This window comes from Streptomyces sp. NPDC048337 (assembly GCF_043201175.1).
Lineage (GTDB): Bacteria > Actinomycetota > Actinomycetes > Streptomycetales > Streptomycetaceae > Streptomyces.
Window position 1 is genome coordinate 25,444 of the sequence record NZ_JBICYR010000014.1, and the last position, 14,479, is coordinate 39,922.

At 76.1% G+C, this 14,479-nt stretch carries 2 protein-coding genes; one reads left to right on the forward strand and one right to left on the reverse strand.

The genetic code is table 11. The annotated features are described in order from the left end of the window. Window positions 1-109: 109 nt before the first annotated feature. Window positions 110-490, reverse strand: coding sequence for a YybH family protein (locus ACGFYU_RS22320; RefSeq protein ID WP_393829052.1), 381 nt, complete (start codon window positions 488-490; stop codon window positions 110-112). A gap of 279 nt (window positions 491-769) precedes the next feature. Here ACGFYU_RS22320 and ACGFYU_RS22325 point away from each other — a divergent pair, with 279 nt between their 5' ends. Continuing rightward, window positions 770-14,461: a type I polyketide synthase gene (locus ACGFYU_RS22325; RefSeq protein ID WP_393829053.1), complete on the forward strand. Its 13,692-nt coding sequence runs from the start codon at window positions 770-772 to the stop codon at window positions 14,459-14,461. The last annotated feature ends 18 nt before the right edge of the window (window positions 14,462-14,479 follow it).

The window sequence follows — 14,479 nt, forward strand, 5'->3', positions numbered from 1 at the left end:
GGGCGGGGGGGCGCCCCGCGCCCGCCCCGCCGTAAGCCGCCCCCGCCCCGCCCGGGGGCCGGGGGCGCCCCCCCGCGCCCCCGCCCCGCGGCTTCGGCGTCGTGTCGGGTTACTCCTGCTCGCCGTACGGGTCGTCGATCGCGTAGCGCCAGTTGCCGTCCTCGCCGAGGCGCAGGACGTCGACGCCGACGCCGGTGAGCAGTTCCGGCGCGCCGTCCGCGTCGACCGTGGCGATGGACCAGTCCACGATCAGCAGGGCGGTGTCACCCGTCACGAACGTCTGGCGCGGCTTGGCCCGCATCTTCGGCTTGTTGGCGAGGAATTCCTTGACGGCGTTCTTGCGCTCCTCTCCGGAGAGCGGCTTTCCCGGCTCCCAGACCGCGACGGCCTCATCGGTGTACATCGCATTCACCGCGTCGGCGTCACCCGAGTTGAATGCCGCTTCGTAGAGCGCGGTGTGCTTTTCGACATCGCTGGTGAGATTGGACATGGCGGGGCTGCTCCTACTTTCATCGGGCACAAGGCCGGGAAATTCTGAGCTCTGAACTGTGTGCGCAGTGTGCGGCGAGCGTATCCAGGTGCTCCCCACTTCAGGCTCATCCGCCAGTAACAGGACCTCCATCCCGCAGTCCGATATTTGCCGTTACCGATGGGTGACCAGGGGTTTAGAGGGGGTTGGGTGCAGCCGCCTAGGGTGAATGGGCCGGGGTTTTCCCCGGCATTCAGGAGCGCCAGGATTCGAAAGCGTCAGGAAAGGCAGCCGAGCGCGATGAACACCCCTCGCGAGAATACGCCCATAGCCGTTGTCGGCATCGCCGCCCGGCTGCCGCAGGCGCCCGGTCCGGACGCGTTCTGGGAGCTGCTGCGCAGCGGCACGGACGCCGTCACCGAAGCCCCGGCCGACCGCTGGGACACCGCCCCGGCGCCCGAACACCCCGGCATGCGCCGCGGCGGATTCCTGGAGGGGCTCGGCGAGTTCGACGCCGCCTTCTTCGGCATCTCGCCGCGCGAGGCCCAGGCCATGGACCCCCAGCAGCGGCTCGTCCTCGAACTGGCCTGGGAGGCCCTGGAAGACGCCGGCATCCTCCCGGCCCGGCTGCGGGACTCCCGTACCGCCGTGTTCGTCGGATCGCTCCGCGACGACTACGCGAGCCTGGTCAGCGGGCTCGGCCCGCAGGCGATCACCCAGCACACCATGACCGGTGTGAACCGGGGCATCATCGCCAACCGGGTCTCCTACCACCTCGGCCTGCGCGGTCCCAGCCTGACGGTCGACACCGCCCAGTCCTCCTCCCTGGTCGCCGTCCACCTCGCCTGCGAGTCACTGCGCACCGGCGAGTCCACCATGGCCCTGGCCGCGGGCGTCAACCTCAACATCCTCGGTGAGAGCGCCGTGACCGAGGAGCGCTTCGGCGGCCTCTCGCCCGACGGCACCGCCTACACCTTCGACGCCCGCGCCAACGGGTTCGTACGGGGCGAGGGCGGCGGGGTCGTCGTCCTCAAGCCCCTCGACCGGGCCCTCGCCGACGGCGACCGCGTGTACGGAGTCATCCGGGGCAGCGCCGTCAACAACGACGGCGCCACCCCCGGGCTGACCGTGCCCAGCGGGGACGCCCAGCGGCTGGTGCTGCGCGAGGCGTACGAGAAGGCCGGCATCAGCCCCGCCGAGGTGCAGTACGTCGAACTCCACGGCACCGGCACCCCGGTGGGCGACCCGATCGAGGCGGGCGCGCTGGGCGAGGTGCTCGGCGCGGGCCGCGCGGCGGGCGACCCGCTGCTGGTCGGCTCCGCGAAGACCAACGTCGGCCACCTGGAGGGCGCGGCCGGGATCACCGGCCTGCTCAAGGTGCTGCTCAGCCTCACCCGCCGGGAGATCCCCGCCAGCCTCAACTTCGAGACGCCCCACCCCGGCATCGACCTCGCCGGGCTCGGGCTGTCCGTGCCGCGCGAGCTCACCGCCTGGCCGCGTCCCGACCGCACGCTGACCGCCGGCGTGTCCTCCTTCGGCATGGGCGGCACCAACGCCCACGTCGTCCTGACCGAGGCCCCGGCCGCCCGGCCCGCGGAGGCCGCCGAGGCCGCCCGGGACACCGTGCCCGACGGGCGGCTGCCGTGGGCGGTGAGCGGGCGCGGCCCCGAGGCGCTGCGCGCCCAGGCCGCCGCCCTGCACGCGTACCTCACCGACGGCGGGCGGGGAGCCGACCACACCCCGGCGGACGTCGCCTGGTCGCTGACCGCCACCCGCACCGCCTTCGAGAACCGGGCCGTCGTCCTCGGCGAAGACCGCGAAGCCCTGCTGGACGGGCTCGGTGCGCTCGCCGCCGGCCTGCCCGCGCCCGGCGTCGTCACCGGCGAGGTCCAAGACGGCCGCACCGGCTTCCTGTTCACCGGTCAGGGCGCCCAGCGGATCGGCATGGGACGTGAACTCCACGTCGCCTTCCCGGTGTTCGCGGCCGCGTTCGACGCGGTCGCCGCGGAGCTCGACCCGCTGCTGGACCGGCCGCTCGCCGAGGTGATCGCCTCCGGCGACGGCAGCCTGGACCTGACGGGCTACACCCAGCCGGCGCTCTTCGCCGTCGAGGTGGCCCTGTACCGCCTCGTGGAGTCGTGGGGCGTGACCCCGGACTTCGTCGCCGGGCACTCCATCGGTGAGCTGGCCGCCGCGCACGTGGCGGGCGTCTTCTCGCTGGCCGACGCGGCCCGTCTGGTGGCCGCCCGCGCGCGGCTGATGCAGGCGCTGCCCGAGGGCGGCGCGATGATCGCCGTACAGGCCGACGAGGCCGAGGTCGCCGAGCTGCTCGCCGGCCGCGAGGCCGAGGTGTCGGTCGCCGCCGTCAACGGCCCCGAGGCCGTGGTGATCTCCGGTACCGAGGAGGCGGCGCTCGCCGTCGCCGCCGAGCTGGAGGCACGAGGCCGCAAGACCAAGCGGCTCACCGTCAGCCATGCCTTCCACTCGCCGCTCATGGACCCCATGGCCGACGCGTTCCGCGCCGCGGCCGCCGAGGTGACGTACCACGCCCCCCGCATCCCGGTGGTCTCCACCCTCACCGGCGCCCTCGCCTCCGGCGACGACCTGCGGACCCCCGGCTACTGGGCCGACCAGGTCCGCGGCGCCGTCCGGTTCGCGGACGCCGTGGCCGTCATGACCGGCGCGGGCGTGTCCGCGCTCCTCGAACTCGGCCCGGACGGCGTGCTGTCCGCCCTCGCCGGCGGCGGCGCCGTGCCCGCCCTGCGCAAGGGCCGCGACGAGGTCCAGACCCTGCTCGCCGCCATGGCCACGCTCCACACCCGGGGCGCGGTCGTGGACTGGACCGCGCTGCTCGCCGGCATGGGAGCACGCCGCGTCCCGCTGCCCACGTACGCCTTCCAGCGCGAGCGGCACTGGGTCGGCGGCCGGCCCGCACCCCGGCCGGTGTCCGCCGCCGACGCGCCCGCGGCACCCGTCGAAGCCGCGGCCGAAGCCGCCGTGTCCCCCGCGGGGCCCGCCGTCGACGAGCTGGTCACCGCGCACGTCGCGGCCGTCCTCGAATACGCGCCGGGCCGTCGCGTGGACCTCCGTACGCCCTTCAAGGGGCTCGGTTTCGACTCCCTGATGTCGGTGGAGCTGCGCGACCGGCTCGGCGAGGCCACCGGCCTGCGGCTGCCCACCGGCCTGCTGTTCGACCACCCCACGCCCGCCGCGCTGATCGCCCACCTCCGAGGCGAACTCGCCGGCGTCCGTGCCGAGGACGAGGCGCTGCCCGCCGCCGGCGCCGATGACGACGACCCCATCGCGATCGTCGGGATGGCCTGCCGCTTCCCGGGCGGCGTGTCCTCACCCGAGGAACTGTGGAAGCTCGTCGCCGACGAGGCCGACGTCATCTCCGGCTTCCCCACCGACCGCGGCTGGGGCGAGGACCTGTACGACCAGGACCCCGAGCGCTCCGGCAAGAGCTCCGTCCGCGCGGGCGGGTTCCTGCACGACGCGGCCCTCTTCGACGCCGGCTTCTTCGGCATCTCCCCGCGCGAGGCCCTCGCCATGGATCCGCAGCAGCGGCTGCTGCTGGAGACGGCCTGGGAGGCCGTCGAGCGCTCCGGCATCGACCCGCAGGACCTGAACGGCACCCGCACCGGCGTGTTCGTCGGCGCCACCGCCCTCGACTACGGGCCCCGGCTGCACGAGGCCCCCAAGAGCGTCGAGGGGCACCTCCTCACCGGCTCCACCAGCAGCGTCATGTCCGGCCGGATCGCCTACCAGCTGGGCCTGCTCGGCCCCGCCGTCACCGTCGACACGGCCTGCTCCTCGTCGCTGGTCGCCCTGCACCTGGCCATCCGCTCGCTGCGCAGCGGCGAAACCACCCTCGCCCTCGCGGGCGGCGCCACCGTCATGTCCGCCCCCGGCATGTTCGTCGAGTTCTCCCGGCAGCGCGGCCTCGCCCCCGACGGCCGCAGCAAGTCGTTCTCCGCCGACGCGGACGGCACCTCCTGGTCCGAGGGGGTCGGCCTGCTCGTCGTCGAGAAGCTCTCCGACGCCCGCCGCAACGGTCACCACGTCCTCGCCGTGCTGCGCGGCTCCGCCGTCAACCAGGACGGCGCCTCCAACGGGCTGACCGCCCCCAACGGCCCCTCGCAGCAGCGCGTCATCCGCCAGGCGCTCGGCGACGCCGGGCTGGCCGCCGCCGACGTGGACGCCGTGGAGGCACACGGCACCGGCACCCGGCTCGGCGACCCCATCGAGGCCGAGGCCGTCCTCGCCACGTACGGCACCGGCCGGGGTGACCGTGACCCGGTGTACCTGGGCTCCCTCAAGTCGAACATCGGGCACGCACAGGCCGCGGCCGGCGTCGGCGGCGTCATCAAGATGGTCCAGGCGATCCGGCACGGGGTGCTGCCCCGCAGCCTGCACGTCGGCGAGCCGACCCCGCACGTCGACTGGACCGCCGGGGCCGTGGAACTCCTCGCCGACTCCCGCCCGTGGCCCGCCACCGGCCGCCCGCGCCGTGCCGCGGTGTCCTCGTTCGGGATCAGCGGCACCAACGCCCACGTCATCCTCGAACAGCCGCCCACCGAAACGGTCGCGGCGCCGGACACCGCGCCGGACACCGCATCGGACACCGCGCCCGGCCGGCACCACCTGTGGACGCTGTCCGCCCGCGGCGAGGACGCCCTGCGCGCCCAGGCCGCCCGCCTGCGCGACCACCTCGCCGACCACCCCGCCGCCCGGCCCGCCGACATCGGCCTCTCCCTCGCCGCCACCCGCGCCACCTGGGACGACCGCGCCGCCGTCACCGGCTCCACCCTCGCGGAACTGACCGCCGGCCTCGACGCCCTCGCCACGGGCACCGACGCCCCGCAGACCGCGACCGGCAGCGCTGCCCGGGCCGGGCGCACCGCGTTCCTCTTCACCGGCCAGGGCGCCCAGCGCGCCGGGATGGGCCGCGAGCTCTACGCCACCCGGCCCGCCTTCGCGGCCGCCCTCGACGAGGTCCTCGCCGCCCTCGACCCGCTCCTGGACCGGCCGCTGCGCGAGGTGATGTTCGCCGAGGAGGGCACCGCCGACGCCGCGCTGCTGCACGAGACCCGCTACACCCAGCCCGCCCTGTTCGCCCTTGAGGTCGCCCTGTACCGCCTCCTCGAACACCACGGCCTGACCCCCGACCTGGTGGCGGGCCACTCCATCGGCGAGCTCGCCGCCGCCCACACCGCGGGCGTGCTCTCCCTCGCCGACGCCGCCCGCCTGGTCGCCGCCCGCGGCCGGCTGATGCAGGCCGCCCGCCCCGGCGGCGCCATGATCGCGATCCAGGCCACCGGCGACGAGGTCACCGAGACGCTGGCCGCCCACCCGGGCCGGCTCGCCGTCGCCGCTGTCAACGGCCCCTCGGCCGTGGTGATCTCCGGTGACGCCGACGCCGCGGAGGAGGTCGCCGCCGGCTGGCGCGAGCGCGGCCGCAAGACCCGCGCGCTCCAGGTCAGCCACGCCTTCCACTCCCCGCACATGGACGGGATCCTTGAGGAGTTCCGCGAGGTCGCCGAGTCGCTGACCTACCACGCGCCGCGCATCCCGCTCGTCTCCACCGTCACCGGCGAGCGCGCGGGCGCAGAACTGACCACCGCCGCCTACTGGGTCTCCCAGATCCGCGAGGCGGTCCGCTTCCACGACGCCATCCGCACCCTGGAGGAGACCGAGGGCGCCACCGTCCTCGTCGAACTCGGCCCCGACGCCGTACTGACCGCCATGGCCGCGGGCTCCTTCACCACCGGCGCCGCGACCGCCGTCGCCCTCCAGCGCGCCGGCCACCCCGAGGACGCCACCCTGGCCGCCGGCCTCGGCCGCGCCCACACCCTCGGCGCGCCGCTCGACCCGGCCTCCCTCCACCCCGGTGCGACCCTGCTGGACCTGCCGACGTACGCCTTCCAGCGCGAGCACTACTGGCTGCTGCCGGAGACCCGTACCGACGCCCGCAGCCTCGGCCTGGACCCGGCCGGGCACCCGCTGCTCGCCACCGCCGTCGACCTCGCCGACCGCGAGGAACTCCTGCTCACCAGCAGGCTCTCCGTCGCCGGGCACCCCTGGCTGGCCGACCACGCCATCAGCGGTGCCGTCCTGGTGCCGGCCACCGCGTTCCTGGAGCTCGCCGTCGCGGCGGGCGACCAGGCGGGCGCCGCCCGCGTCACCGAACTCACCCTGGAGGCGCCGCTCGCGCTCACCGGGCAGCAGGCGGTCCGCATCCAGGTCGCCGTCGCCCCCACCGACGGCTCCGGCCTGCGCTCCTTCACCATCCACTCCCGCCCGGACTCCGGCGAAGCCGAGGACCACGCACCCTGGACCCGGCACGCCTCCGGCGCCCTCGACGCCACGCCGACCCCCGCCGCCCCGGCCGCGGACGCCTCCGTGTGGCCGCCCGCGGACGCCGTGGCCCAGCCGACGGCCGGTCTGTACGAGCGGCTCGACGGCCTCGGCTACGAGTACGGCCCAGCCTTCCAGGGCCTGACCGCCCTCTGGCAGGGCGATCACGGCCGCACCTACGCCGAGGTGACGCTCCCCGAGGAGCGCTACGAGGAGGCCGCCCGGTTCGGCGTCCACCCCGCCCTGCTCGACGCGGCCCTGCACCCCCTGGTGCTGAACGCGGCCCGGCCCGGCGAGACGGACACCATCCGGCTGCCGTTCGCGTGGAGCGGCGCCGCCGTGCACGCCACCGGGGCCACCGCCCTGCGGGTCACCCTGACCGAGACCGCCGCCGACACCGTCCGCCTCGACCTCGCCGACCGGACCGGCGCGCCCGTCGCCACCGTCGAGTCGCTCACCCTGCGGCCGGTCGCCAAGGACCGCGTCGCCCCGGCCGCAGCGGCCCACCACGACGACCTGTTCCACGTCGCCTGGCCCGCCGTGGCCGCCCCGGCCGACGCCGGCACGGAGACGGGCGCCGACGCGGGCCCGCTCGTCATGCGGGTCCCCGAACCGGCCCCGCACACCCCGCAGGCCGCCCACCAGTCCGCCGCCGACGCGCTCGCCGTCACCCGCCAGTGGCTCGCCGACGCCGAGAACGAGGACTCCCGGCTGGTGTTCGTCACCACCCGGGCCGTCGCCGTCACCCCCGGCGAGGAGGTCACCGGCCTGGCCGGTGCCACCGTCTGGGGCCTGGTCCGGTCCGTGCAGAGCGAACACCCCGACCGGGTCACCCTCGTGGACCTCGACGGAACCCCCGCCGCCGAGACGCTGCTCGCCGCCGCCATCGCCACCGGCGAACCCCAGATCGCCGTCCGCGGCACCACCCTGCACCTCCCGCGCCTGGCCCGCGACCGCGAGCGTTCCGCCGAGGCCGCGGCTCCCGCGCTCGACCCCGAGGGCACCGTCCTGGTCACCGGCGGCACCGGCGGCCTCGGCGCGCTCTTCGCCCGCCACCTCGTCACCGAGTACGGTGCGAAGCACCTGCTGCTGACCAGCCGCCGCGGCCCCGGCACCCCCGGTGCCGACACCCTGGCGGCCGAACTCGCCGCCCTGGGCGCCGAGGTGGACCTGGTGGCCGCCGACGCCGCCGACCCCGCCGACGTGGCGGCCCTGCTGGCGGCCGTCGATCCGCGGCACCCGCTGACCGCCGTCGTGCACACCGCCGGCGTCCTGGACGACGCCACCGTCGAACAGCTCACCGAAGCACAGCTGGCGGCCGTACTGCGCCCCAAGGTCGACGCCGCCTGGCACCTGCACGAGCAGACCCGGGAACTGGACCTCGCCGCGTTCGTGCTGTTCTCGTCGGTCTCCGGCATCACCGGCACCGCCGGACAGGCCAACTACGCCGCCGCCAACACCTACCTCGACGCCCTCGCCGCACACCGCCGCGGCCAGGGCCTGGCCGCCACCTCCCTCGCCTGGGGCCTCTGGGACGCCACCCACGGCATGGGCGCCCAGCTGGAGGACGGCGACCTCGCCCGCTGGACCCGGGCCGGTGTCGCCCCGCTCACCCCCGAGGCGGGCCTCGCCCTCTTCGACGCGGCCCTCACCGACGGCGCCGCCCTCGCCGTCCCCGCCCGGTTCGAACTCGCCCGGCTGCGCGCCGCCGGCACCCCGCCCACCGCGCTGCTGCGCGGCCTGGTCCGGACCCGCCGCAGCGCACCCGCGGCCGGCGGCGCCGGGACCGGCGGCTCCGGCTGGGCCGGACAGCTGGCCGCGCTGCCGGAGGCCGACCGCGAGGCCGCCGTACAGGACCTCGTACGGTCCGTCGTGAGCGCCGTCCTGGGCCACGCGGCCGCCACCCGTGTCGACCCCGCGAAGTCCTTCAACGAACTCGGCTTCGACTCGCTCTCCGGAGTCGAGCTCCGCAACCGGCTGAACGCCGCCACCGGACTCCGCCTGTCCGCCACGACCGTCTTCGACTACCCGTCGCCCGCCGCGCTCGCCGCACACCTGTACGAGCGCACGGCCGAGGCCGCCGCGCCCGCCACCGCCGCGCCCGCGGCCCGCCGCCGGCCGGCCGGCGCCGCGGACGAGCCCATCGCCATCGTCGGCATGGCCTGCCGATTCCCCGGCGGGGTCCGCTCTCCCGAGGACCTGTGGCGGCTCGTCGCCGAAGGCACCGACGCGATCACCGAGTTCCCCGCCAACCGCGGCTGGGACCTGGACTCCCTCTACGATCCCGACCCCGAGCACATCGGCACCTCGTACACCCGGCACGGCGGATTCCTGCACGACGCCGACCGGTTCGACCCGGCGTTCTTCGGGATGTCGCCGCGCGAGGCGACCGCCACCGACCCGCAGCAGCGGCTGCTGCTGGAGACGGCCTGGGAGACCTTCGAGAGCGCCGGACTCGACCCGGCGGTGCTGCGCGGCACCAGCACCGGTGTGTTCGCCGGCGCCATGTACGACGACTACGCGTCGCGGCTCGCGAAGAGCCCCGAACAGTTCGAGGGCTTCCTGCTGGCGGGCAACCTGTCCAGCGTCGTCTCCGGAAGGCTCGCGTACACCTTCGGGCTGGAAGGCCCGGCGGTCACCGTCGACACCGCCTGCTCCTCCTCGCTCGTCGCCCTGCACCTCGCGGCGAACGCGCTGCGCCAGGGCGAGTGCGACCTCGCGCTGGCCGGCGGGGTGACGGTGATGTCCGGCCCGAACACCTTCGTGGAGTTCTCCCGGCAGCGGGGTCTGTCCGAGGACGGCCGCTGCCGCTCCTTCTCCGCCGACGCGGGCGGCACCGGCTGGGCGGAGGGCGTGGGCCTGCTCCTCGTGGAGCGGCTGTCCGACGCCCGCCGCAACGGCCACCGGGTCCTGGCCGTCGTACGCGGCTCCGCCGTCAACCAGGACGGCGCTTCGAACGGTCTGACCGCGCCGAACGGTCCGGCTCAGGAGCGGGTCATCCGCCAGGCCCTCGCCAACGCGGGCCTGGGCACCGCGGACGTGGACGCCGTCGAGGCGCACGGCACCGGCACCAGCCTCGGCGACCCGATCGAGGCGCAGGCGCTGCTGGCCACCTACGGCCAGGGCCGCCCCGCGGACCGCCCGCTGCTGCTGGGCTCCCTCAAGTCCAACATCGGCCACGCCCAGGCCGCCGCCGGCGTCGGCGGGATCATCAAGATGGTCCAGGCGATGCGCCACGGCTCCCTGCCGCGCACGCTGCACTCGGAGAACCCGTCGGGCTACATCGACTGGGAGTCCGGCGCGGTCGAACTCCTCACCGAGCACCGCGAGTGGCCGCGCACCGGCGCCCCGCTGCGCGCGGGCGTCTCCTCCTTCGGTATCAGCGGCACGAACGCGCACGTGATCCTGGAGGAGTCCCCGGACGCGGCGCTCCCGCAGCCCGAGCCGGCCGGCGCGGACCTCCAGGGCGGCGGGCCGGGCGACCAGGGCGCCCCTGGTGACCCCGTCACCTGGATCCTGTCCGCCCGCGACGAGGACGGGCTGCGCCGGCAGGCCGCCGCACTCGCCGCCCACGTCGAAGGCCACCCCGCCACCAGCGTGCGCGACATCGGCCACACCCTCGCCACCGGGCGGGCCCGGATGGACGTCCGGGCCGCCGTACTCGGCACCGACCGCACCGAACTCCTCGACGGTCTCGGGGCGTTGGCCCGTGGCGAGAGCGGGCCCGGCGTGGTCCGGGCCGGCGGCGGCCCGCGCGGCCGCACCGCGTTCCTGTTCACCGGCCAGGGCAGCCAGCGGCTCGGGATGGGGCGCGAGCTCTACGCCTCCTCGCCCGTCTTCGCCCGGGCCCTGGACGAGGTCTGCGCGCACCTCGACGCCGAACTCGTCCGCCCCCTCAAGCACGTGCTGTTCGCCCCCGCGGACTCCGCGGACTCGGCCCTGATCGACCAGACGGCCTTCACCCAGGCCGCGCTGTTCGCCATCGAGGTCGCCCTGTTCCGGCTCGCCGAGCACCACGGGCTGGTCCCCGACTACCTCCTCGGCCACTCCATCGGCGAGGTCACCGCCGCCCACCTGGCCGGCGTACTCGACCTCACCGACGCCTGCGTCCTGGTCGCCGAGCGGGGCCGGCTGATGCAGTCCGCCCGCGAAGGCGGCGCGATGGCTGCCCTCCAGGCGGGCGAGGACGAGGTCCGGTCCGTGCTCGCCGACTACGACCCGCGCACGATCGCCGTGGCCGGCATCAACGGCCCCCGCTCCACCGTCGTCTCCGGCGACGCCACGATCGTCGGCGAGGTCGCCGGGATCTTCCGCCAGCAGGGCCGCAAGACCAAGCGGCTGCCCGTCAGCCACGCCTTCCACTCCCCGCACATGGACGAGGTACTGGACGAGTTCCGGGCCGTCGCCGTCGAGCTGACATACCGCGCACCGCGCATCCCCGTCGTCTCCAACGTGACCGGTGAACTCGCCACCACCGAGCAGCTCACCTCGCCCGACTACTGGGCCACGCACATCCGCGAAGCCGTCCGCTTCCACGACGGCATCCGCACCCTGGAGGCCGAAGGCGTCACCGAATTCATCGAGTTCGGCCCCGACGGGGTACTGACCGCCATGACTCAGGACTGCCTGGCCGAGGCGCCCGCGCTGAGCGTTCCTATGCTGCGGTCCGGGCGCCCCGAGGCGGCGACCGTCGCCGCCGCCGTCGCCCAGGCGCGGCTGCGCGGCGCGGACACCGACTGGCGGGCCGTCTTCCCCGGCGCCCGCCGGGTGGACCTGCCCACGTACGCCTTCCGGCCCGGCCGGTACTGGCTGGAGGCGGACACCGCCACGGCCGACGCGGCCGGTCTCGGCCTCGCCGACGCCGGGCACCCGCTGCTCGGCGCGGCCGTACGGGTCGCCGACCGCGACGCGTACCTGCTGACCGGCCGGGTCTCGCTGCGCTCCCACCCCTGGCTGGCCGGCCACGCCGTGCACGGCACCGTGCTGCTGCCCGCCACCGCGCTGCTCGAACTCGCGCTGCGGGCCGGGGAGCCGGTCGGCGCCGACCGGGTCGAGGACCTGACCCTCGCCGCGCCGCTGGTGCTGCCCGAGCGGGGCGCCGTACAGCTCCAGGTGGTCGTCGGCGAGGCCGACGCCACCGAGGCCCGGCCCGTCACCGTGTACTCCCGCGCGGACGATTCCGACGCCCGGCAGCCCTGGCTGCTGCACGCCGAGGGCCTGCTGGTCACCGGCGCCGCCGAGGCCGGGACCCTGACGGCCTGGCCGCCGCCCGGCGCCACCGAGGTGGACCTCACGGGGGCCTACGACCGGCTCGCCGACCGGGGCTACGGCTACGGCCCCGCCTTCCAGGGCCTGCACCGGGTCTGGCGGGACGCCGACGCCCTCTACGCGGAGGTCGCCCTCGCGGACGAACTGCGCGCCGGGGCAACCGCGTTCGGCCTGCACCCCGCCCTGCTCGACGCCGCGCTGCACCCGCTGCTGCCGGGGGTCGTGGAGCCGGAGGGCACGTCCTGGTTGCCGTTCGCCTGGTCGGGCGTGAGCCTGTACGCCACCGGGGCGAGCCGGCTCCGGGTCCGCCTGGCCCTGGCCACCCCGGGCGACGGCTCGCTGACCGCCGCCCTCACCGTGGCCGACGCGGCCGGCGCCCCGGTCGCCGCCGCCGAGTCGCTGCTGCTGCGCCCCCTGTCGAAGGAGGCGCTGCGGGAGGCCGCGAACCCGGCCCGGGACGGCCTGTTCGGGGTCGTCTGGACGCAGCTGCCGTCCGCCTCGGCGGGAACTCCCGCCGAGGCCGCCGGGTGGCCGGTGCCGGTCGGCGGCGTCGCGGACCTCGCGGACCTCGCCGACGGCCCGTCGGTGCCCGCCGTGGTGCTGCTGGCGCTGGAGCCCGCCACCGCCGCGGACGCGCAGGGCGCGCTCCCGGAGCGGGTCCGCGCCGCGACCCGGCGGGTACTGGAGACGCTCCAGAGCTGGCTGGCCGAGGACCGGTTCGCCGGGAGCACCCTCGTCGTCACCACGCGCGGCGCGGTCGCCGCCGGCCCGGAGGACGTCACGGACCTCGTCCACGCGGGCGTCTGGGGCCTGCTCCGGTCGGCCCAGGCCGAGAACCCGGGCCGGATCGTCCTCGTCGACCTCGACCCGGCGGCCACGGGCAACGGCAACGGCACCGACGCCGACGTGGCGGCGGCAGTCGCCACCGGGGAGGCCCAGGTGGCCGTCCGCGACGGGCGCCTCCTCGCCCCCCGCCTCGCCCGCACCACCGACCGCCCCGACGCCCAGGCCCCCGCCTGGGACCGGGGGACGGTGCTGATCACCGGTGCGACCGGCGCGCTGGGCGGCGTACTGGCCCGGCACCTGGTCACCGAGCACGGCGCCCGACGGCTGCTGCTGCTCTCCCGCCGGGGCCCGGCCGCGCCCGGCGCGGCCGAACTGACCGAGCAGCTCACCGGGCTCGGCGCGTACGCCGAGGCCGTGGCCTGTGACGTCACCGACCGGGACGCGCTCGCGGCCGTGCTGGCCGCGATCCCCGCCGAGCACCCGCTGACCGCCGTGGTGCACACCGCCGGAGTCCTCGACGACGGCGTCGCCGCCCGGCTCACCGCCGGGCAGCTGGAGCGGGTCATGCGGCCCAAGGTCGACGCAGCCTGGCACCTGCACGAACTCACCCGGGACCTCGACCTGGAGGCCTTCGTCCTCTACTCCTCGGTCGCCGGCCTGATCGGCACCGCGGGCCAGGCCAACTACGCGGCGGGCAACACCTTCCTGGACGCCCTCGCCGCCCACCGTCGCGCCCAGGGCCTTCCGGCGGGCTCCCTCGCATGGGGACTGTGGGCCGAGGCCAGCGCCCTCTCCGGCGGCCTCGACGACACGGACCTGCGCCGGCTCGCCCGGGTCGGACTGCTCCCGCTGTCCACGGCCGACGCGATGGCCCTCTTCGACGCGGCCCCCCGCACCGGAGAAGCGGTCCTCGCCGTCAGCCGCATCGACCCGGCGGCACTGCGCGCCCGCGGCGCGGAGCTCCCGCCCGTGCTGCGCGCCCTCGCGGGCCCCGCCAAACGCCGCACGGCCGCCGCGGCCGCCGCGGACGATGTCCCCCTCGCGCAGAGGCTCGCCGCCCTGGCCGCTCCGGACCGCGAGCGGGCCCTGACCGACCTGGTGCGGGCGCAGGTCGCGGCCGTCCTGGCCCACCCAGACCCGGACGGCATCGACGCCGAACGGCCCTTCCAGGAGCTCGGCTTCGACTCGCTGACGGCGGTCGAGCTCCGCAACGTCCTGAACCGGGCCACCGGGCTGCGGCTGCCCAGCACCCTCGTCTTCGACCACCCGACCCCGGCGGCCCTCGCCGCCCTGCTGCGCGAGGAACTGGCGGCCGGGGAAGCGGCGGCGGCCACGCCGGCCGGTGTGGCCGACCCCGTCCTCAGCGGACTGACCGCCCTGGAGGCGGCCCTCGCCGAAGCGGCACCGGACACCGGCGCCCGCGCCCTGGTCGCGGCCCGGCTGCGGGAACTGCTGAAGACGGCCGAGGGCGGGACCGCCCCGGCCGGGGCAGGCGACGGGGAAGCGGCGGCCGACGCCGGCCGCAGCCTCGACGACGCCAGTGACGAGGAGCTGTTCGCGCTCCTCGACGACCTCGACTGACCGCGGCCCGACGCCCCT